This is a genomic window from Nocardioides fonticola (assembly GCF_039536805.1).
Lineage (GTDB): Bacteria > Actinomycetota > Actinomycetes > Propionibacteriales > Nocardioidaceae > Nocardioides > Nocardioides fonticola.
Genome location: NZ_BAAAZH010000021.1, coordinates 38,642 through 58,598, shown reverse-complemented (window position 1 = coordinate 58,598; position 19,957 = coordinate 38,642). Strand labels below are relative to the sequence as shown.

Here is a 19,957-nt window from a genome sequence, read left to right as displayed (position 1 = left end):
GCGCCGTCAGCGCATCGTGGCGACGGCGCCCAGGAAGAACAGCAGGCCGAGGAGGCCGAGGGCCAGCGCCGCGGTCGCGACGATCCCGCACACCATGCCGATGACGGCCTCGCTGCGGCCGCCGTACTGCAACGGCGCGGCGTCGATCTCGCGGCGCACCCGGGCGCCGGTCGCCCACGCGAAGGGGCCGACGAGGAGCGTCAGGCCGCACAGCACGAATCCCGAGACCGCGACGATGCCGAGGATGAGCGCGGTGTTCGCCTGCGGGTGCGGCGGCACCCAGCCCACCGGCTGGCCGGGGTGGCCGGGGCCGAACGCCTGCGGCGGATACCCCGACGGCGGCTGCTGCGGGTAGGGCTGCTGGGGGTGGGGCTGCTGGCCGTAGGCCGGGGGCGGAACCTGCCCGTACGGCGGTGGGGGTGGCGGTGGCGGCGGCGAGCCCGCGGCGGGCGGGTCGAACGGGCCGCGAGCGGGATCCGGCTGCTGGGGGTGGTTCTCCGTCACTGCGTCACGCTCCCGGGAACCGGCTGCTCACAGACCGCGGCCGGAGTAGCTGGAGTAGGTCGTCTCGAAGTCGTCGAAGGACCCGTTGACCACCGCGATGGCGATCACCACCACGATGACGATCGCGACGACGAGCAGCACGGTGCCGATGATCCCGAGGATGAACCCGGCCTGCGCGAACCCCTTGCCGCCGACGGCGCCGTCCGACCGGTCGATGCGCTTGCCCGCGATGCGGCCCATGATCAGCGCCGCCGGCGAGCCGAGCAGGCCGATGCCGTAGCCGCAGGCGAGCACGAGGGAGACGATCCCGACGATCATCGAGGCCAGCGCGAGCCCGTCGGTGGGCGGGGGCGGCGTCGGCGCGCCGTAGCCGTACGGCGGGACGCCGTAGGGCGGCTGCTGCTGGTAGGGCTGCTGGTAAGGCTGCTGATAGGGCTGCTGGGGGTGGGCGTTCGGTGCGTACGGGTTCGACCCGTGCGGGTTCGGCGGCGGGTACTGCCCGGCGGGTCCGGACGGGTAGGGAGACTGCCCCGGCGGCGGACCCGGCGGTGGCGGCGCGCCGTAGGGCGGCGGGTCGATGGGGGAGGGCGGCTGCTGGTCCGTCACGGCGCCATCCTCCCAGCATCGGCGCCCGGAGCGGGTGCCGCGAGCCAGGAGTCGATGTCGGCGAGGGTGCGGGCGACGACGTCCGAGGGCGCCCGGCTCGCGCGGATGGACATGCGGGCCAGCTCGGCGAGCGTTGCGTCGTCGAGCTCGTGCGCGGCCCGCATGGTGGCGTACTGCCCGGCCAGTCGGGAGCCGAAGAGCAGCGGGTCGTCGGCTCCGAGCGCCACCTGCACGCCCGCCTCCACCAGCACCGGCAGGGGCACCGAGGTGAGGTCGCTGTAGACGCCGAGGGCGACGTTGGAGACCGGGCACACCTCGAGGGCCACCCCGGCGGTCGCGATGCGCTCGAGCAGGGCGGGGTCCTCGCTGGCCCGGATGCCGTGGCCCAGACGGTCGGCGTGCAGCGCATCGAGGCAGGTCGCGGCCGACGTGGGGCCGAGCAGCTCGCCGCCGTGCGGGGTGAGCAGCAGGCCGGCCCGTTCGGCGATCGCGAAGGCGCCGGCGAAGTCCTCGGTGCGGCCACGCCGCTCGTCGTTGCTCAGCCCGAAGCCGACCACCCCGCGGCCCGCGTACTGAGCGGCCAACCGGGCGAGCGTGCGGGCATCGAGCGGGTGCCGCGTGCGGTTCGCGGCGATGACGACGGCCATCCCGAGCCCGGTCTCCCGCGACGCCTCGGCGACGGCGTCCAGCACGAGATCGGTGAAGGCGGAGATGCCGCCGAAGCGGGCGGCGTACCCGCTGGGGTCGACCTGGATCTCCAGCCACCGGCCACCGTCGCGGACGTCGTCCTCGGCCGCCTCGCGCACCAGCCGCCGCACGTCGTCCTCGGTGCGCAGCACCGACCGGGCGACGTCGTAGAGGCGCTGGAAGCGGAACCAGCCCTTCTCGTCGTGGGCCGAGAGCTGCGGCGGCCAGTCCTCCACGAGGGAGTCCGGCAGCGCGATGCGATCGCGCGCGGCGAGCTCGAGCAGCGTCCCGTGGCGCATCGAGCCGGTGAAGTGGAGGTGGAGGTGGGCCTTGGGCAGGGTGTGCACGTCGCGCCCGGCCGTCATGGCCTCATCGTAGGCACGCCGGGCACCGCGTTTGGACGGCGTCACCCCCGGCCCGTAGACTCCCCGGCGGTGGTCTTCCTCCCTTTCCTCGGCATGCCCGCGATCAGGAAGCGACGACCAACGGAGGGCACTAGCTCAACTGGCAGAGCATCGGTCTCCAAAACCGAAGGTTGGGGGTTCAAGTCCCTCGTGCCCTGCAGATCGATCGGCCCGGCCAGCCCGGGCCGATCGGCCTGAGGACCGAATCACCCGGGTCGACCGGGTCGACGATGACCATCCGAGAGAGGTGACGGCGTGGCGGACAGCAAGGCGGTGCGAGGCGATCGCACGAACGCGCGCCCGGCGCAGAAGCGCACGAGCCCGGCCACCTTCTACCGTCAGGTGGTCGCCGAGCTCCGCAAGGTCGTCTACCCGACCCGCGACCAGCTCACGACCTACTTCATCGTCGTGATGGTCTTCGTCATCGTGATGATGGCGATCGTCTCGGCCCTCGACCTCGGGTTCGGCAAGCTGGCGTTCGCGATCTTCGACGGCAGCGGCAAGAAGTGATCCGACGGCGGTCGTCCCCGACCGCCCCCGGCGCGACGACGCGCCCGACGACCTTGATGGAGCAGTGGTGACCGAGCAGTTCGAGCCCGCCGAGACCGACCTCGAGACGGTCGACGTCCTCGACGAGGAGACCCCGCAGGACGCCGACGAGGCGACCGACGTCGTCGAGGACGACGCCGCGCCCGCCGATGACGCGGACGACGCGGACGACGCGGACGACGCTCCCGTCGACGAGGTCGACGCCGCGGACGAGGCCGATGACGCCGACGACGCCGAGGCGGACGACCCGCTCGAGGCCTTCCGGCGCGAGCTGTGGGCCAAGCCCGGCGACTGGTTCGTGGTGCACACCTACTCCGGCATGGAGAACCGGGTGAAGCAGAACCTCGAGAACCGCATCATCTCCCTCAACATGGAGGACTACATCCACGAGATCGTGGTCCCCACCGAGGAGGTCGCGGAGATCAAGAACGGTCAGCGCAAGATGGTCAAGCGCACCGTCCTGCCCGGCTACGTGCTCGTGCGCATGGACCTCACCGACGAGTCCTGGTCGGCCGTGCGGCACACGCCGTCGGTCACCGGCTTCGTCGGCAACAGCCACCAGCCGGTGCCGCTGACGATGACCGAGGTCGAGGACATGCTCGCCCCCGCGGTCGTCGCGCGCGCCGAGGCCGAGGCCGTCGCCGCGGGCACCGCGCCCGCCGGTGGCACCGTCACGGCGAAGAAGCCGATCGAGGTCGCCGACTTCTCCACCGGCGACAGCGTCATGGTGGTCGACGGTCCGTTCGCCACGCTGCACGCGACCATCACCGAGATCAACCCCGAGTCGCAGCGCGTCAAGGCGCTCGTGGAGATCTTCGGCCGCGAGACCCCCGTCGAGCTGAGCTTCAGCCAGATCCAGCGCGTCTGATCGGGCTCAGGCCCGCTCCGGCGGGCCGCTGGTCTCGACGACGGCGTCCAGCAGGCGCGTCGCCGATTCGCGCCGACGGGCGCGCTTCGGCACACTAGTCAGGTTGCCCGGCGCGGCCGGGCGGCATCAGGTGGCAGAGAACGCCCGGCGTTCTCGCAGACGACCACGAGAAGAAAGAGGAGCAGGCACATGCCTCCCAAGAAGAAGATCGCTGCGCTGGTCAAGGTGCAGCTGCAGGCCGGCGCCGCGACCCCGGCCCCGCCGGTGGGTACCGCTCTGGGTCCGCACGGCGTCAACATCATGGACTTCTGCAAGGCGTACAACGCCCAGACCGAGGCCATGCGCGGCAACGTGATCCCCGTCGAGATCACCATCTACGAAGACCGCACCTTCACCTTCGTCACCAAGACCCCGCCGGCCTCGGAGCTGATCAAGAAGGCCGCCGGCCTCTCGAAGGGTTCCTCGGTTCCGCACAAGGACAAGGTCGGCAAGCTCACCCGCGACCAGGTCCGTGAGATCGCGCAGACCAAGCTGCCCGACCTCAACGCCAACGACGTCGACGCCGCGATGAAGATCGTCGAGGGCACCGCCCGCTCCATGGGCGTCACCGTCGACTCCTGATCCGTCCCCGGATCCATCTGGCATGTGGGAGGGCCGCGCTGGCCCGGCAACCACTTCTCCTCTGAGCACACGAAGGAACCACCATGCAGCGCAGCAAGAACTACCGCGCCGCGGCTGAGGCGTTCGACAAGAACGAGATCTACTCGCCGCTCGACGCGATCAAGCTCGCCAAGAGCGTCAGCAAGAAGAAGTTCGACGAGACCGTCGACGTCGTCATGCGTCTGGGCGTCGACCCCCGCAAGGCCGACCAGCTCGTCCGTGGCACCGTCAGCCTGCCGCACGGCACCGGCAAGACCGTCCGCGTCCTGGTGTTCGCGAACGCCGACAAGGCCGACGAGGCCCGCGCCGCCGGCGCCGACATCGTCGGTGGCGACGAGCTCATCGAGCGCATCGCCGGCGGCTGGACCGACTTCGACGCCGCCGTCGCCACCCCCGACATGATGGGCAAGGTCGGCCGCGTCGCGCGCGTCCTCGGCCCCCGTGGCCTCATGCCGAACCCGAAGACCGGCACCGTCACCCCCGACGTCGCCAAGGCCGTCACCGACATCAAGGGCGGCAAGATCGAGTTCCGGGTCGACCGGCACGCGAACCTGCACTTCATCATCGGCAAGGCCTCCTTCTCCGAGGTCCAGCTCGCGGAGAACTACGCCGCGGCGCTCGAGGAGGTCCTGCGACTCAAGCCGGCCAGCTCCAAGGGCCGCTACGTCAAGAAGGTCACCGTGTCCACCACCATGGGCCCGGGCATCCTGGTCGACCCCAACCGCACCCGCAACGTCGCGGTCGAGGACGAGGCCACGGCCTGACCTCCGGCCCGACAGGGCTCCTGCACAACGCCCGAGGGGCGGTGACTGATCCGGTCACCGCCCCTCGTGGCGTTCGGGGGGACCCGCGGGAGTCTCCCCGGCTGACCGGGGAGACTCCCGACCCCTCAGTCCTGCCCGCTCAGCTTCTCCGCCGCCGCGAGCGCCACGCAGGTGGCGACGCCGGCCATCGCGGTCTCGACCTCGCCGAGGGTCGGGAAGGTGGGCGCGAGGCGGATGTTGCGGTCGCGGGGGTCCTGGCCGAGCGGGAAGGACGAGCCGGCCGGAGTCAGCGCGATGCCGGCGGCCTTGGCCAGCTCGACGACGCGGGACGCCGTCCCGTCGAGGACGTCGAGGTTGACGAAGTAGCCGCCGGTCGGACGGGTCCACTCGGCGATGTCCAGTCCCTCGAGCTCGGCGGTCAGGGCGTCGTCGACCGCGGCGAACTTCGGGGCGATGATGTCGCGGTGCTTGCGCATGTGCGCCCGCACGCCCTCGGCGTCGCCGAAGAACTCGACGTGGCGCAGGTGGTTGACCTTGTCGGGGCCGATGGAGGCCATGCCGAGGTGCTGGAGGAACCAGGCCTTGTTGGCCTCCGACATGGCCATGACCGCCACGCCGGCGCCGGCGAAGGTGATCTTGGAGGTCGAGGCGAACAGGATCGGCCGGTCGGGGTTGCCCGAGGCGGCCGCGAGGCTGAGGGCGTCGGCGCTCTTGACCTCCTCCTCGGTGAGGTGGTGCAGGGCGTAGGCGTTGTCCCAGAAGATGCGGAAGTCGGGGGCGGCCGACGGCATGGCCATCAGCGCCGCCGCGACCTCCTGGGAGCAGACCGCACCCGAGGGGTTGGCGTAGGTCGGCACGATCCACAGGCCCTTGACCGTCGGGTCGTTCTCGACCAGGGCGCGCACGGCCTCGACGTCGGGGCCGTCGTGGTGCATCGGCACCGTCACCATCTCGATGCCGAAGTCGGCGAGCATCGAGAAGTGGCGGTCGTAGCCGGGCACGGGGCAGACGAACCGGACGACGTCCTCGTCCTTCCACGGCCGGGGCGAGCCGGGGCCGCCCCAGAGAAGCAGGTTCGTGACGGTCTGGTGCATGAGGGTCAGGCTGGAGTTGCCCTGGCAGATGAGCTGGGCGACCTCGACGCCGAGCAGCTCGGCGAAGATCTCCCGCAGCTCGAGCAGACCCTCGAGACCTCCGTAGTTGCGCACGTCGGCGCCCGAGCGGTCGAGGTGGGTGGTGGGCAGGCGGAGCAGGTCCTCGGCGAGGTCGAGCTGCTCGGGAGCGGGCTTCCCACGCGTGAGATCCAGCGTCAGCCCGCGCTCCTGCAGGGCCGTGTAGGCGGCCTGCTTCTCGGCGAGGAACGCAGCGAGGTCCTCGGGCGACAGGGTGCTGAGCGGAACACGCGTGGTCATGGCACGATCCTCGCATCCCGGCGGCTGCGGCCCGGAGTCGCCGCCGCGCAGCGGGACGGCGCGTGGTGCTCGGGTGCGTCCGTCCCGCCGATTTGGTCGGTGCACGGCGCCCCGCCTAACATCCTCGGTGAAACCAGAGACCGCCGGTTGTCGGTAGCGCCAGTTACCGATCGAAGGTTCCGCAGCTGCGGACGGCCTGCGCAGGTTCAGTGAACACGTCCCGCGCCCGGCGCGGAACCCACGCCCTGAGCCCGCGCTCAGGGCGTTCGTCGTCTCCGGACCGGGCGACGGTCTCCCAGTCCGGAAGGAGACCCATGGCGCGGGCAGACAGGCAGGCAGCCGTCGCGGAGATCGTTGAGTCCTTCAACGACGCGACCGGTGCCGTGCTGACCGAGTACCGCGGTCTCACCGTGAAGCAGCTCCAGGAGCTGCGTCGCTCGCTCGGTGAGAACGCCAACTACGCCGTGGTCAAGAACACGCTGGCCAAGATCGCCGCCACCGAGGTGGGCATCGACGGCTTCGACGACCTGCTGACCGGCCCGACCGCCATCGCCTTCATCAAGGGCGACGTCGTCGAGGCCGCCAAGGGTCTGCGTGACTTTGCCAAGGCCAACCCCACCCTGGTCATCAAGGGTGGCGTTCTGGACGGCAACATCCTCGACGCCTCCGAGATCGCCAAGCTGGCCGATCTGGAGTCCCGCGAGGTGCTCCTGGGCAAGCTGGCGGGCGCGATGCTCGCCTCGCTGAGCCAGGCCGTCTACCTCCTCAACGCCCCGCTCGCCCAGGCTGCCCGGCTCGCCGGCGCCCTGGAGGCGAAGGCTCAGGAGGACCCCTCGATCCTCGCAGGTGGTGCTGGTGCGGCTGCGGCCGAGCCGGTCGCCGCCGAGGAGGCCTCCGCCCCTGCTGCCGACGAGGCGCAGGACGAGGCCCCCGCCGACGAGGCCCCGGCCGCCGACGAGGCTGCCGCGACCTCCGACGAGGGCGACACCACCGAGGCCTGACCCACCGGTCAGCCACGGTCCACACCACCTGAAACCCCGGCCTCGACCTCCCGCCCGGGAGGGGGCCACCGAATGGAAGGAACCGCCATCATGGCGAAGCTCAGCACCGACGAGCTCCTCGACGCGTTCAAGGAGATGACCCTCATCGAGCTCTCCGAGTTCGTGAAGCAGTTCGAGGAGACCTTCGGCGTCACCGCCGCCGCTCCCGTCGCCGTGGCCGCCGCCCCGGCCGCCGGTGGCGCCGCTGCCGGTGGCGAGGCCGCCGCCGAGCAGGACGAGTTCGACGTCATCCTCGACGCCGCCGGCGACAAGAAGATCAACGTCATCAAGGAGGTGCGCGCCCTGACCTCCCTCGGCCTGAAGGAGGCCAAGGACCTCGTCGAGGGTGCGCCCAAGCCGATCCTCGAGAAGGTTGCCAAGGACGTCGCGGAGAAGGCCAAGGAGGCCCTCGAGGCCGCCGGCGCCTCCGTCACCCTCAAGTGACCCCGGGCGTCGTCTGACGCCCACGCCGTCGGAAGGGCGGCTCGTCCACGGACGAGCCGCCCTTCTGCCGTCTCCGGGTGCGCAGAGCACTTCGGCGGCCTCGATCCCGACCTGCGGACGGCGTGTCGACGGCGTGTCGACGGCGTGTCGAGGGGCTGTACGCGGCTGCTCGCAACGATGCTGTCTCGGTTGTCGGCGTCGGAGTGACGCAGGCGACAAAGTTGCGTAACCTCACGCCCGGATCACCGTTGTTACTCGTCAGTGCACCTGTGCGCGCCGTCACAGGCGAGCCGGCGGGCGGGTGTGGAGCATCGAGAGCTGAGGGAGCTTTTCGTGGGTGTTGAGATCAAGGTCGATGACCTGACGAAGAGCTTCGGCAAGCAGTTGATCTGGGGCGGGGTCACCTTGACGATTCCCGCTGGTGAGATCTGCGTGATGCTGGGTCCGTCGGGTACGGGCAAGTCGGTGTTGTTGAAGACGATCATCGGGTTGCTCAAGCCCGACCGGGGGTCGATCGTGATCGAGGGCACCGATCTGGCCTCGTGCAGCGAGAAGGAGCTGTACGAGATCCGCAAGCTGTTCGGGGTGTTGTTCCAGGACGGTGCGATGTTCGGGTCGATGAACCTCTACGACAATGTCGCGTTCCCGTTGCGGGAGCACACGCGGAAGTCCGAGAGCGAGATCCGCCGCATCGTGATGGAGAAGATGGATCTGGTGGGTCTGCTGGGTGCGGAGGACAAGCTGCCCGGTGAGATCTCCGGTGGTATGCGCAAGCGCGCGGGTCTGGCGCGGGCGTTGGTGCTGGATCCGGAGATCGTGTTGTTCGACGAGCCCGACTCGGGTCTGGACCCGGTGCGCACGGCGTTCTTGAACCAGTTGATCGTCGACCTCAACGCGCAGATCGATGCGACGTTCTTGATCGTGACCCATGACATCAACACGGCGCGGACGGTGCCGGACAACATCGGTCTGCTGTATCACCGGCATCTGGCGATGTTCGGTCCTCGGGAGATGCTGCTGAGTTCGGAGGAGCCGGTGGTGCGTCAGTTCTTGAACGCGCAGCGGGTGGGTCCGATCGGCATGAGCGAGGAGAAGGACGCGGATGAGTTGGCGGCTGAGGCGGGGCAGGAGTTGCCGCCGTTGCCGCCGATCCCGTTGCAGTTGGAGCCCAGCAATGGGATCTCGCGTCGTAGCCAGCGAGAGCCGGGTGCGTGGTGTCGGGAGAACGGTGTGACCCCGCCGCCGGGTTCCTTCGCCCCGGCCATGACCATGGCCCCCGGCGGGAACTGAGGCCGGACAGATCGTGGCACCCCTCTCCGCGACGCGCGTCCTCGCGCCGGTCGGGACCGCAGGCAAGCTCTTCGCCTTCGGCCTCGACGTCGGCCGTGGCCTGTTCCGCCGCCCCTTCCAGTTCCGCGAGTTCGTCCAGCAGGCGTGGTTCATCGCCTCGGTGACGATCATCCCCACGGCGCTCGTCGCCATCCCGTTCGGCGCGGTCATCGCGCTCCAGGTCGGCGGCCTGATCAAGCAGTTCGGCGCCCAGTCGTTCACCGGCTCGGCCTCGGTGCTCGCGGTCATCCGCGAGGCCGGGCCCATCGCGACGTCCCTGCTCATCGCCGGTGCCGGCGGATCGGCGATCGCAGCAGACCTCGGCGCACGCAAGATCCGCGAGGAGCTCGACGCCATGATGGTGCTGGGCATCGACCCCATCCAGCGGCTCGTCGTGCCCCGCGTGCTGGCCTGCATGCTCGTCGCGGTGTTCCTCAACGGCCTGGTGAGCGTCGTCGGCGTCGCCGGCGGCTACGTCTTCAACGTGATCCTCCAGGACGGCACACCAGGCGCCTACATCGCCAGCTTCACCGCCCTGGCCCAGCTGCCCGACCTGTGGCAGGGCATGGTGAAGGCTCTCATCTTCGGCCTCATCGCCGCGATCGTCGCCTGCTACAAGGGCATGAACGCCGGGGGAGGCCCCAAGGGCGTGGGCGACGCCGTGAACGAGTCGGTCGTCATCACCTTCATGCTGCTGTTCCTCGTGAACTTCATCCTCAGCGCCGTGTACATCCAGTTGTTCCCGCCGAAGACAGGCTGACCCGTGGCAAGCATCAAGGCGGCCTACGAGAAGCCGCTCAAGTCACTCGACAACCTCGGTTCGGAGTTGGCGTTCTTCCTGCGCGCCCTCGCCTGGACCCCGCGTGCCGTCACGCGGTACTACAAGGAGATCCTGCGGATCCTCGCCGAGGTCACCCTCGGCTCGGGGTCGCTGGCGGTCATCGGCGGCACGGTCGGCGTCATCACCGCCATGTGCTTCTTCACCGGCACCGAGGTCGGTCTCCAGGGCTACGCGGCCCTCAACCAGATCGGCACCGCCGCGTTCAGCGGCTTCGTCTCGGCCTACTTCAACACCCGTGAGATCGCGCCCCTGGTCGCCGGCATCGCGCTCGCCGCGACCGTCGGCTGCGGCTTCACCGCCCAGCTCGGCGCTATGCGGATCTCCGAGGAGGTCGACGCGCTCGAGGTCATGGCGATCCCGTCGCTGCCCTACCTCGTGACCACCCGCATCGTCGGCGGTCTCATCGCGATCATCCCGCTCTACGTGGTCGGCCTGCTCTCCTCCTACTTCGCCACCTACATCACGGTCACGAAGGTCTACGGGCAGAGCGCGGGCACCTACAACCACTACTTCCAGCTGTTCCTGCCGCCCCAGGACGTCCTCTGGTCGTTCGGCAAGGTGCTGGTCTTCGCCATCACGGTGATTCTGATCCACTGCTACCACGGCTACAACGCCTCCGGCGGACCCGCAGGCGTGGGGATCGCGGTGGGCCGCGCCGTCCGTACCAGCATCGTCGCCATCAACGTCATCGACCTGTTCCTCTCGATGGCCATCTGGGGCACGACCACGACCGTGAGATTGGCGGGGTGACGATGCGATTCCTCGGCGGCTTCAAGACCCTCGGCATCGTCTTCCTGGCGTTGCTGGTCGGCCTGGTCTACCTGACCTACGCGATCTTCACCAAGCAGTTCAGCAGCTACGACGAGGTCTACCTCAAGACCGACTCGATCGGCCTCCAGCTGCCCTCCCGCGCCGATGTGAAGATCCGCGGCGTCATCGTGGGCGAGGTGCTCGACGCCACCACCGACGGCGACGGCGCCACCATCACGCTGGGCATCTACCCCTCCGACCTGCGCCTGATCCCGGCCGACGTGACCGGCTCGATCGTCCCGAAGACCCTCTTCGGCGAGAAGTACGTCTCGCTCGTGCCGGCCTCGACGACCGGCGACGCCGACCACATCGCCCCGGGCGCGACCATCGAGAAGACGGTCGTCAGCACCGAGGTCGAGAAGGTCCTCGCCGACCTCTACCCGCTGCTGCGCACCGTCCAGCCGGCCGAGCTCAACATGACGCTCAATGCCCTGGCCACCGCCCTGGAGGGACGCGGCGAGCTGCTCGGCAAGAACCTCGAGACGCTCGACAGCTACCTCAAGCGCCTCAACCCGCAGATCCCGCAGCTCGTCGACGACCTGCGCCTGACCGCGAAGGTCTCCGACACCTACGCCCAGGTGCTGCCGCAGGTGGGCCAGATCCTGCGCGACACCGTCACCACGACCGGCACCCTGGAAGCGCGGGAGCAGAAGCTCCAGGCGCTGTTCACCGACGTCTCGGCCTTCTCCGACACCGCGCGGAACTTCCTCGACGTCAACGGCGACAACCTCATCCAGCTCGGCGACATCGGGCAGCAGCAGTTCCGGGTCTTCGCCAAGTACGCCCCCGAGTTCAGCTGCCTCTCCCAGGGCATCGTCAACGCCGGCAAGCTCGAGGCCGAGGCCTTCCGCGGATTCACCCTCCACATCGTCCTGGAGACGCTGCCGAACCAGCCGCGCGGGTACAACGCCAACGACCGCCCGCACTTCGGCGAGAACCGCGGCCCGAACTGCCTCCACCTGCCCAACCCGCCGTGGAGCCAGTCCAACCCCGTGCTCTCCCAGCCCGACTTCGACGACGGCGTCGACAGCCCGACGGGCAAGGGCACGTCGCGCATCGCGCCGTCCTACTACTTCCGTGACGGCACGCCCGGTGACGGGTACGCCGGCAGCCCCGAGGAGTCCGACCTGCTGCGCTCGCTCCTGGCCCCCGGCTTCGGGGTCAGCGCCTCCGATGTCCCCGACCTCGGCGTCCTCCTGGTCGCCCCCATGGCCCGCGGCGCGAAGGTGAGTCTGCGATGAGCGAGCGGAGCGAGATCATCATGCGGTCCATCGTCGCGACCGGAGCGCCAGCGGAGGTGACGCGATGACCGGGCGGCGGGGGAGCCGGCCGAAGCTGCTGGACCGGAAGACGTCGGTCGACGGCGCGAAGCTGGTGGTCTTCATGCTCGTCACCGCGCTGGCGACGAGCCTGCTCGTGGTGATCATCGGCAACTTCACCTTCCAGCGCAGCAACGACTACCGCGTGGAGTTCGTCGACGCGGCCGGCGTGGTCAAGGGCGACGACGTCCGCATCGCCGGCGTGAAGGTCGGCAGCGTGAAGGACATCAAGATCGTCGACGACGACCGGGCGATGCTGACGATCAGCGTCCAGCGCTCGACGCCGCTGACCCAGGCCACGCATGCCACGATCCGCTACCGCAACCTCGTCGGTCAGCGCTACATCGCGCTGACCCAGGAGGGATCGGACTCCACGCCGATCAAGCCCGACACCGTCATCGGCGTCGACAAGACGCGGCCGGCGCTCGACCTCACGGTGCTGTTCAACGGATTCAAGCCGCTGTTCCAGGCCCTCAGCCCGGCCGACATCAACAAGCTGTCCTACGAGGTCGTCCAGGTCTTCCAGGGCGAGGGCGGCACGCTGCAGGACCTCCTGGCGAACACGGCGTCGGTGACCAACACCCTCGCCGACCGCGACGAGGTGATCAGCGCGCTCATCACCAACCTCAACGACGTCCTCGACAACCTCGGCCGTCGCGACGACCAGCTGTCGGATCTGATCCTCAGCTTCCGCAAGCTGGTCGCGGGCCTGAAGGCCGACCGTCAGCCGATCCTCGACAGCCTCGACCAGATCTCCGCGCTCTCGACCCAGACCGCCGACCTCGTCAAGGGCATCCGCAACCCCTTCATCGAGGACATCAAGCAGCTGCGCCGCCTGAGCGACAACCTCTACCGCAACCGCGGTGAGATCGACCGGGCCCTGCAGGTCCTGCCGATCAAGCTCAACAAGATCGGCGGCACCGCCACCTACGGCTCGTGGTTCAACTTCTACCTGTGCCACTTCCAGGGCCGTGTGCGACTGCCCGGAGGCGCCTCCATCCCGCTCACCTACAACGTCGGGGGAGCGCGGTGCGATCTGTCATGACCGAGCGCATCGCGACCGAGACCAGGCACGAGACCAGGCACGAGGGGGTGGACCGATGAAGCCGTTCCGGGAACGCAACCCGATCAAGGTGGGCGCGGCGAGCTTCGCCGTCATCGCGCTGCTCATGCTCACCGCCTTCAAGGCCCAGGACCTCCCGCTCATCGGCGGTGGCGACGTCTACTACGCGGCCTTCTCCGAGGCCGGCGGCCTCAAGGTCGACGACCCGGTGCGCATCGCCGGCGTCCGCGTGGGCAAGGTGTCGAGCATCGAACTCGACGGCGAGACCGTGAAGGTCGGCATGCGCATCAAGACCGACGCCGACTTCGGCGACGAGACCCGCGCCGACATCAAGGTCGCCACCCTCCTCGGCTCGATGTACGTCTCCCTCGACCCGGGCGGCAGTGGCCAGCTGGCGAAGGGGGCCGAGATCCCGGTCGAGCGCACCAGCTCGCCCTACGACGTCGTCGACGCCTTCAGCGGACTGGCCGAGACCTCCTCGAAGATCGACACCGACCAGCTCGCGAAGTCGCTGACCACGCTGGCCGACCTCACCCGCAACACCCCGCAGGCCTTCCAGTCGGCCCTCCAGGGCGTCTCGGCGCTGTCCTCGAACATCGCCGCGAAGAACGACCAGATCAACACGCTGCTGAAGAACCTGCAGAAGGTGAGCGGCGTCCTCGACGCCCGCGACCAGGACATCATCGGCCTGATGAAGGACTCCGACGTCCTCTTCCGGGCGCTGATCGCCCGTCGCGAGGCGGTGCACCGCCTGCTCGTGTCGACCTCGCAGATCTCGACCGAGCTCACGGCGCTCGTCAAGGGCACCAAGGCCGACATCAAGCCGGCGCTGGAGAACTTCGAGCGGGTGCTGGCCGTGCTGAACAAGAACGAGGACAACCTCGACAACTCCCTGCGACTCCTGGCGCCCTTCTACCGGGTCTTCGCCAGCACGCTGGGCAACGGCCCCTGGTTCGACACCTACATCCAGAACCTCGCCGCGATCCCCGACCTCGCCAACGGAGGTGGTATCGGATGACCCGCGCGCTCGCCCTGCTGCGCTCGGCCGCCGTCCCGATCGTGGTGCTGGCGCTCGTCGTCGGCGCCGCCGTCACCGTCTTCGGAGGCCAGGACACCAAGACCCTGACCGCCCTCTTCCCGCGCACGGTCTCGATCTACGTCGGCAGCGACGTCCGGGTGCTCGGCGTGCCGGTCGGCACGGTCGACTCCGTGACGCCGTCCGGCACCGACGTCGTGGTGAAGATGAGCTACCGCTCGGACGTCAAGGTGCCGGCGGACGCCAAGGCCGTCATCATCGCGCCCTCGATCGTCGGCGACCGCTACGTGCAGCTCACCCCGGTCTACCGCGAGGGCGACCAGCTCGCCAACGGCACCGTCCTCGGCGAGGACCGCACCGCGGTCCCGCTCGAGCTCGACGACATCTACTCGAGCCTCGACAACCTGACGGTCGCGCTGGGCCCCAACGGTGCGAACTCCACGGGCGCGCTGACCGACCTGCTCGAGACCACGGCCCGCAACTTCGGCGGCCAGGGCGAGAAGGTCAACCAGACGATCAAGAACTTCTCCCAGCTCTCGGCCACCTTGAACGACAACAAGGAGGAGCTCTTCGGCTCCACCGCGGCTCTCGGTCGGTTCGTCAAGACGCTCGCCGACAACGACACCACCGTGCGGAGGTTCAGCGACTCCCTCGCCGGCGTCAGCACCGAGCTGTCGGGTGAGCGTCAGGAGCTGGCCGCCGCGCTGAAGAACCTCGGCGTCGCCCTCGAGCAGGTCTCCGGCTTCGTCTCGGACAACCGGGCGGTGCTGGGCCGTGACATCACCGCGCTCAACCGCGTGGCCAAGGTGCTGGTCAAGCGTCGCGGCGAGCTCGACGAGGCTCTCAAGGCCGGTCCGCTCGCCCTGAACAACCTGGCCCTGACCTACAACCCCGAGTCCGGCACGCTCGATACCAACGCGAACGTCACCCAGCTCGGCAACCAGGCCGTCAGCGACCCCTCGCTGGTCCTGTGCACCATCCTCGGCCAGATCGACAAGACCGGCTCCCTGTGCAAGCTCGCGCAGGGCGTGCTCGGTCGCCCGGGCGCGCTCGGCGGCTCCGCGGCCGCGGCTCGCGACCGGTTCGACCCCACGCTCGGTGGACTCGTGGAGGCGACCCGATGACCCGCACCCGGCGCCTCGCGCGCGTCGTGACCGCCGCCGTCGTCGGCGCGTTCCTGCTCAGCGGCTGCAAGGCCGACGTCTACGACCTTCCGCTTCCGGGCGGCGCCGACGTCGGCTCGAACCCGATCACGGTGACCGCGGAGTTCCGCGACGTCCTCGACCTGGTGCCGAAGTCGACGGTCAAGGTCGACGACGTCACGGTCGGCGAGGTCACCTCGGTCGACCTCGACGGCTACCTGGCCAAGGTCACGATGAAGCTGCGCAACTCCGTCGACCTGCCGGACAACGCGATCGCGGACATCCGCCAGACCAGCCTGCTCGGCGAGAAGTTCGTCTCGCTCTCGCCGCCGCTCGCGGGTGCCGACGACAACCGGCTCTCCGACGGCGACAACATCCCGCTCGAGCGGACGGGTCGCAACCCGGAGGTCGAGGAGGTCTTCGGCGCGCTCAGCCTGGTCCTCAACGGCGGCGGCGTCGCCCAGCTGAAGACGATCGTCCAGGAGCTCAACAAGACCCTCGACGGCCGTGAGGACTCCGCCCGCTCGGTGCTCAACCAGATCGAGGGCTTCACCCGCACGCTCGACGACAACAAGGCCGACATCGTCGACGCGATCGAGTCGCTCAACCGGCTCTCGGTCTCGGCCAAGCAGCAGCAGGGCTCGATCAACAGCGCGCTCGATGAGCTGCCCAGCGCCCTGCGCTCGCTCGACCGGCAGCGCGACGACCTCGTCAAGATGCTCCAGTCGCTCAACCGTCTCGGCGACGTCGGTGTCCGGGTCATCTCGGCGGCCAAGGACTCCACGATCGAGACCATCCGCCAGCTGCAGCCGACGCTCACCGAGCTGGCGAACGCGGGCGACTCCTTCGTGAAGGCCTTCAGCACCTTCCTGACCTTCCCGTTCGTCGACGAGGTCGTCGGCCGCGACCCGCAGGTCGCCCGCAACCTGCACATGGGCGACTACACGAACCTGTCCGTCGAGCTCGACCTCGACCTGTCGGGCGGCATCACCGGCATCCCGACCAGCCTGCCCACGCTGCTGCCGACGTCCCTGGCGCCGACCGTGGTGCTCAACAACGTGCTGCAGTGCATCGCCAGCGGCAACATCGCCAGCGCCGCGTGCGTGAAGGTGCTCGGCAACGTGCAGGGCCTGCTGAACCTGAAGAAGGAGTGCGCGAAGCCCTCCAACGCGAACGCGGTCGTCTGCACGATCATCAACCAGATCCCGGGTCTGCCCGGCATCCCGGGTCTCCCGGGACTGGGCGCCAACGCCTCCGGCGACGGCCTCTCGCTCGGCGGTCTGGGCAACCTCATCGGGGGAGCGCTCGGCGGACTCGGCCTCGGCCGACCCGGCATGGGCTACGTCGATCCGAAGAAGGGGCCGACCCTGCGTCAGCTCACCCAGGTCTACGACCCGGCCCTCGTCAAGCTGCTCGTCCCGGGGATGGTGGTCAAGTGATCACGCGGCGCACGAAGATCCAGCTCCTGGTCTTCCTGGTCATCACGCTGCTCGGCGTGAGCTACGTCGGCGCGAAGTACGCCCGGCTGACCCGACTCGTCTACGACCCCAGCTACACCGTGGTCGTCCACCTCGCCAGCTCCGGCGGTCTCTTCGCCGGTGGCGAGGTCACCTACCGCGGCGTCGAGATCGGCCGGGTCTCCAAGCTGGTCCTCACCGACGACGGCGTCGACGCCTACCTCGACATCGAGAACAGCTACGACACCATCCCGGCCGACACCCTCGCGGTCGTCGGCAACCGTTCGGCGGTCGGCGAGCAGTACCTCGAGCTCCAGCCGCAGACCGACGAGAAGCCGTACCTCGAGAACGACTCCGAGATCGCCGTCGCCGACACCCGGACGCCGTTGCCGACCGAGAAGCTGCTCGCCGACATCAGCACGACCGTCTCCTCGGTCGACCGCGACGCGTTGAGCACGACGATCGGCGAGCTCGGCAAGGCGTTCGCGGGCACGGGCAAGGACCTCCAGCGCCTCATCGACACCGGCACGTCGTTCCTCCAGACCGCGAACGACAACTTCGACACGACGGCCGCGCTGATCCGCGACAGCAACGTCGTCCTGCGCACGCAGGTCGACCAGACGAGCGCCATCAAGACCTTCGCCAGCCAGCTCTCCCAGTTCAGCGCGGTGCTCGCCGGCGCCGACCCGGATCTGCGCCGCCTGATCGACAACGGCTCGACGGCCGCGATCGAGCTGCGCACCTTCCTCCAGGACAACCAGGTGGAGTTGGGCGACCTCATCAACAACCTGGTCACCACCGGCAAGGTGGTCGTGGCGAACATCCCGGGCATCGAGCAGTTCCTCGTGATCTACCCCTACGTGGTCGAGGGCAGCTTCACGGTGGTCTCGAAGTCCCCGGACACCGGTCTCTACGACGCGCACTTCGGTCTGATCATCACCAACAACCCGGTCTGCACGAACGGGTACGAGAGCACCAAGAAGCGGCCTCCGCAGGACGGCAGCAACCGGCCCATGAACACGGCAGTGAAGTGTGCCGACCCGATCACCAAGAGCGACCCGCGCGGCGTCCAGAACCTCACCCTGCCGCGCGTCGCGCCCGGGTACTCGCCGACGGTGGCCTCCTACGACCCCGCCACGGGCAAGCTGCACTGGGGCGACCCGGCGCAGGACCCCACGACGGCCCGGTACGCGTCCACCGGTAGCGTGGCTCCGGCGACGCTCGGGAAGGATGCGTGGAAGTGGTTGTTCCTCCAGCCCCTGACGGCTCGGAAGTGAGCGGGGAGACCTCTCCCGTCGGTACGGCCCGGGGCCCGCGTTCGCCGCGGTTCCGGCTGGTGCTGCTGATCGTCCTGATCGTGATCGCGCTCGGGTCGGGCGGCGCGCTGGCGGCGATCGTCGCCGGACGCGGCGAGGGCACGGTCAGCCAGCCGCAGCGCGACGAGGTGATGAGCGTGGCGCGGCGGTTCATGCTGGCGATCAACAACTACGGGCCAGCGCTGCTCGACGACAAGGGCCAGATGCCGCAGTACCGCAGCGACGTCACCGCCCTGATCACGCCGAAGTTCCAGGCCTCCTTCGACCAGAGCGTGACGATCGCGGAGCAGACGGCCAAGGCGGGGCTCACCCGCACCGCCGACGTCTTCGCCACCGGGGTCGCCGACCTCGACCAGGACTCCGCCACGGTGCTGGTCGCGGGCTCTTTCACCAACTCGTACAAGAACAAGAAGGGAAAGACGGTGGACGACGAGCCGGCGCCCTTCCGGGTGGCGGTGAGCGTCGTGAAGATCGGCGGCAAGTGGATCGTCGACGACTTCTCCCCGGTGACCGGGGTCGCCGACGACGGGTCCACCGGCACCTCGCCGTCGGCGCCCGCCTCCCCGTCCCTGCCCGCCTCGTCGGCACCCGCCTCGCAGGGGGCCGGCCAGTGACCCCGAGCTGGTACGACGTCCTGGGCGTCGAGCCGAGCGCCGACGCCGAGGAGATCCGGGCCGCCTGGCGCACGGCCATCGCCGACCTCGATCCCGGTGACCGCCGCTTCCGCGCGCTCAACCAGGCGGCCGAGGTGCTCCTCGACCCCGACCGACGCGCGCAGCACGACGCCGCCCTCGCTGCGGACCTCGCTTACGACCTTGCTGCCGAGCCGGGCCAGGCCGACGAGGACGCCGCCGCCGTCCCCGCGAAGGAGGCCCCGCCGGTCGCCGTCGCCGCCCCGCGTGCCGGCACCGGCATCGACGACCCGGGCGCGGACGCGCCGTCGGTCGTGCGCAGCCGCGGCGTCCCCACCTGGGCCCTGCTCGTGGCCGGGGTGGCGGCGATCGCCCTCTTCGTGACCGCGGTCGTCCTCGGTTTCACCGGCGGCTCCTCGAACACGATCGACGACGCCGCGGCCGACCAGGCCGAGCAGGCCGCCGTCCGCGCCATCGCCCCGGTGCTGAGCTACGACTACCGCCACCTCGACGAGGACGCCGCGGCCGCCCGCACCTACATGACGGCGAGCTACCAGAAGCAGTACGACCAGACCTTCGCCGTGGTCAAGGAGAACGCCCCCGGCCTGAAGGCGGTGGTGAGCGCCGAGGTGATCGACGCCGGCATCGTGCGCACCGGTCCCGACCGCGTCGAGGTGCTCGTCTTCGTCAACCGCCCCACCTCCAACAAGCGCACCAGCGCCCCCGTGGTGTTCAAGGACCAGGTCACGGTGACGATGGTCCGCGAGGGCGGCGACTGGCTCGTCGACGACCTCGCGACCTCCTGAACCCGTGCTGGCCGGTGCTGGGCCCGGCCTGAGCCCGTGCTGCGGGCGGCGGCCGAGCCGTCGCGCACCCGCGCCGGTGTGACATCCGCCCGGGCGCCACCTGTGCGGAAGTGCTTGACCCGGGCCCGCCCGGGGGTCATCATCGTCGCAACCCTTCGGGGCTGAGGTTGATGCGTGCCCGGATCTCGGGTACCGTGGCGCTTTGCGTCTGCCCTCAGATGCCCGTAGCCGACCGGTGGCTCCGGTGTGGGGGGCGACGCCGTCGATG

The 19,957-nt window shown here is 69.6% G+C and carries 21 protein-coding genes and 1 tRNA gene; 18 read left to right on the top strand and 4 right to left on the bottom strand.

What is annotated here, in order from left to right; translation table 11 throughout:
• Nucleotides 1–6 precede the first annotated feature (6 nt).
• From ABD671_RS14600 to ABD671_RS14590, 3 genes are read right to left on the bottom strand one after another with little or no spacing between them, the layout of a single operon-like run.
• Nucleotides 7–504, bottom strand: a complete 498-nt coding sequence (locus tag ABD671_RS14600) for a hypothetical protein (protein WP_344734153.1) — start codon at nucleotides 502–504, stop codon at nucleotides 7–9.
• Between the two features lie 27 nt (nucleotides 505–531).
• On the bottom strand, nucleotides 532–1,110 hold the full coding sequence (locus tag ABD671_RS14595) for a DUF4190 domain-containing protein (protein ID WP_344734152.1): 579 nt from the start codon (nucleotides 1,108–1,110) through the stop codon (nucleotides 532–534).
• Nucleotides 1,107–2,162 (bottom strand): adenosine deaminase, encoded by a 1,056-nt coding sequence (locus tag ABD671_RS14590; RefSeq protein WP_344734151.1) that lies wholly within the window; start codon nucleotides 2,160–2,162, stop codon nucleotides 1,107–1,109. The genes ABD671_RS14595 and ABD671_RS14590 overlap by 4 nt, the downstream gene beginning before the upstream one ends.
• Nucleotides 2,163–2,286: 124 nt before the next feature.
• On the opposite strand from ABD671_RS14590, the gene ABD671_RS14585 reads away from it, so the two are divergent.
• The 5 genes from ABD671_RS14585 to rplA all read left to right on the top strand — a co-directional run bounded on the left by ABD671_RS14585 (nucleotide 2,287) and on the right by rplA (nucleotide 5,042).
• Nucleotides 2,287–2,359 (top strand) — tRNA-Trp (locus ABD671_RS14585).
• A 97-nt stretch (nucleotides 2,360–2,456) separates the two neighbouring features.
• Nucleotides 2,457–2,711 (top strand): preprotein translocase subunit SecE, encoded by a 255-nt coding sequence (secE, locus tag ABD671_RS14580; RefSeq protein ID WP_344734150.1) that lies wholly within the window; start codon nucleotides 2,457–2,459, stop codon nucleotides 2,709–2,711.
• 67 nt (nucleotides 2,712–2,778) lie between these two features.
• The gene (gene nusG / locus ABD671_RS14575) at nucleotides 2,779–3,618 is read left to right on the top strand and encodes a transcription termination/antitermination protein NusG (protein WP_344734149.1); all 840 of its coding nucleotides are present in this window, start codon (nucleotides 2,779–2,781) and stop codon (nucleotides 3,616–3,618) included.
• A 189-nt stretch (nucleotides 3,619–3,807) separates the two neighbouring features.
• The gene (gene rplK, locus ABD671_RS14570; protein WP_344734148.1) at nucleotides 3,808–4,239 is read left to right on the top strand and encodes a 50S ribosomal protein L11; all 432 of its coding nucleotides are present in this window, start codon (nucleotides 3,808–3,810) and stop codon (nucleotides 4,237–4,239) included.
• A gap of 83 nt (nucleotides 4,240–4,322) precedes the next feature.
• Nucleotides 4,323–5,042 carry a 50S ribosomal protein L1 gene (rplA, locus tag ABD671_RS14565; RefSeq protein ID WP_344734147.1) on the top strand — a complete coding sequence of 240 codons (720 nt, stop codon included), beginning with the start codon at nucleotides 4,323–4,325 and terminating at the stop codon, nucleotides 5,040–5,042.
• 125 nt (nucleotides 5,043–5,167) lie between these two features.
• On the opposite strand, the gene ABD671_RS14560 is transcribed toward rplA, so the two are convergent.
• Nucleotides 5,168–6,454: an aspartate aminotransferase type Ic gene (locus ABD671_RS14560; RefSeq protein WP_344734146.1), complete on the bottom strand. Its 1,287-nt coding sequence runs from the start codon at nucleotides 6,452–6,454 to the stop codon at nucleotides 5,168–5,170.
• Between the two features lie 314 nt (nucleotides 6,455–6,768).
• Here ABD671_RS14560 and rplJ point away from each other — a divergent pair, with 314 nt between their 5' ends.
• From rplJ to ABD671_RS14495, 13 genes are all read left to right on the top strand, one after another.
• Nucleotides 6,769–7,455, top strand: coding sequence for a 50S ribosomal protein L10 (gene rplJ / locus ABD671_RS14555; protein ID WP_344734145.1), 687 nt, complete (start codon nucleotides 6,769–6,771; stop codon nucleotides 7,453–7,455).
• 90 nt (nucleotides 7,456–7,545) lie between these two features.
• Nucleotides 7,546–7,938, top strand: coding sequence for a 50S ribosomal protein L7/L12 (gene rplL, locus ABD671_RS14550; protein WP_344734144.1), 393 nt, complete (start codon nucleotides 7,546–7,548; stop codon nucleotides 7,936–7,938).
• A 333-nt stretch (nucleotides 7,939–8,271) separates the two neighbouring features.
• Nucleotides 8,272–9,228, top strand: coding sequence for an ABC transporter ATP-binding protein (locus tag ABD671_RS14545; RefSeq protein WP_344734143.1), 957 nt, complete (start codon nucleotides 8,272–8,274; stop codon nucleotides 9,226–9,228).
• A 13-nt stretch (nucleotides 9,229–9,241) separates the two neighbouring features.
• On the top strand, nucleotides 9,242–10,027 hold the full coding sequence (locus tag ABD671_RS14540) for an MlaE family ABC transporter permease (protein ID WP_344734142.1): 786 nt from the start codon (nucleotides 9,242–9,244) through the stop codon (nucleotides 10,025–10,027).
• 3 nt (nucleotides 10,028–10,030) lie between these two features.
• Nucleotides 10,031–10,858, top strand: coding sequence for an MlaE family ABC transporter permease (locus tag ABD671_RS14535; RefSeq protein WP_344734141.1), 828 nt, complete (start codon nucleotides 10,031–10,033; stop codon nucleotides 10,856–10,858).
• Nucleotides 10,859–10,860: 2 nt separating this feature from the next.
• Complete coding sequence (locus ABD671_RS14530; RefSeq protein WP_344734179.1) at nucleotides 10,861–12,159, top strand: MCE family protein; 1,299 nt, start codon at nucleotides 10,861–10,863, stop codon at nucleotides 12,157–12,159.
• A 64-nt stretch (nucleotides 12,160–12,223) separates the two neighbouring features.
• Entirely contained in the window at nucleotides 12,224–13,282 is a 1,059-nt protein-coding gene (locus ABD671_RS14525; RefSeq protein WP_344734140.1) for an MCE family protein, read from the top strand.
• 55 nt (nucleotides 13,283–13,337) lie between these two features.
• Nucleotides 13,338–14,318: an MCE family protein gene (locus ABD671_RS14520; RefSeq protein ID WP_344734139.1), complete on the top strand. Its 981-nt coding sequence runs from the start codon at nucleotides 13,338–13,340 to the stop codon at nucleotides 14,316–14,318.
• On the top strand, nucleotides 14,315–15,460 hold the full coding sequence (locus tag ABD671_RS14515; RefSeq protein ID WP_344734138.1) for an MCE family protein: 1,146 nt from the start codon (nucleotides 14,315–14,317) through the stop codon (nucleotides 15,458–15,460). The genes ABD671_RS14520 and ABD671_RS14515 overlap by 4 nt, the downstream gene beginning before the upstream one ends.
• On the top strand, nucleotides 15,457–16,917 hold the full coding sequence (locus tag ABD671_RS14510; RefSeq protein ID WP_344734137.1) for an MCE family protein: 1,461 nt from the start codon (nucleotides 15,457–15,459) through the stop codon (nucleotides 16,915–16,917). Before ABD671_RS14515 ends, ABD671_RS14510 begins: the two co-directional genes overlap by 4 nt.
• Nucleotides 16,914–18,212 carry an MCE family protein gene (locus ABD671_RS14505; RefSeq protein ID WP_344734136.1) on the top strand — a complete coding sequence of 433 codons (1,299 nt, stop codon included), beginning with the start codon at nucleotides 16,914–16,916 and terminating at the stop codon, nucleotides 18,210–18,212. Before ABD671_RS14510 ends, ABD671_RS14505 begins: the two co-directional genes overlap by 4 nt.
• Before the next feature lie 59 nt (nucleotides 18,213–18,271).
• Nucleotides 18,272–18,865 (top strand): hypothetical protein, encoded by a 594-nt coding sequence (locus ABD671_RS14500; RefSeq protein ID WP_344734135.1) that lies wholly within the window; start codon nucleotides 18,272–18,274, stop codon nucleotides 18,863–18,865.
• On the top strand, nucleotides 18,862–19,689 hold the full coding sequence (locus ABD671_RS14495; protein ID WP_344734134.1) for a DnaJ domain-containing protein: 828 nt from the start codon (nucleotides 18,862–18,864) through the stop codon (nucleotides 19,687–19,689). The genes ABD671_RS14500 and ABD671_RS14495 overlap by 4 nt, the downstream gene beginning before the upstream one ends.
• Nucleotides 19,690–19,957 lie beyond the last annotated feature (268 nt).

Coding starts and splice junctions, on each gene's coding strand:
- ABD671_RS14590 (WP_344734151.1), bottom strand. CDS start 2,162: ATGACGGCCGGGCGCGACGTGCACACCCTGCCCAAGGCCCACCTCCAC.
- rplK (WP_344734148.1), top strand. CDS start 3,808: ATGCCTCCCAAGAAGAAGATCGCTGCGCTGGTCAAGGTGCAGCTGCAG.
- rplA (WP_344734147.1), top strand. CDS start 4,323: ATGCAGCGCAGCAAGAACTACCGCGCCGCGGCTGAGGCGTTCGACAAG.
- ABD671_RS14560 (WP_344734146.1), bottom strand. CDS start 6,454: ATGACCACGCGTGTTCCGCTCAGCACCCTGTCGCCCGAGGACCTCGCT.
- rplJ (WP_344734145.1), top strand. CDS start 6,769: ATGGCGCGGGCAGACAGGCAGGCAGCCGTCGCGGAGATCGTTGAGTCC.
- rplL (WP_344734144.1), top strand. CDS start 7,546: ATGGCGAAGCTCAGCACCGACGAGCTCCTCGACGCGTTCAAGGAGATG.
- ABD671_RS14530 (WP_344734179.1), top strand. CDS start 10,861: ATGCGATTCCTCGGCGGCTTCAAGACCCTCGGCATCGTCTTCCTGGCG.
- ABD671_RS14525 (WP_344734140.1), top strand. CDS start 12,224: ATGACCGGGCGGCGGGGGAGCCGGCCGAAGCTGCTGGACCGGAAGACG.
- ABD671_RS14520 (WP_344734139.1), top strand. CDS start 13,338: ATGAAGCCGTTCCGGGAACGCAACCCGATCAAGGTGGGCGCGGCGAGC.
- ABD671_RS14515 (WP_344734138.1), top strand. CDS start 14,315: ATGACCCGCGCGCTCGCCCTGCTGCGCTCGGCCGCCGTCCCGATCGTG.
- ABD671_RS14510 (WP_344734137.1), top strand. CDS start 15,457: ATGACCCGCACCCGGCGCCTCGCGCGCGTCGTGACCGCCGCCGTCGTC.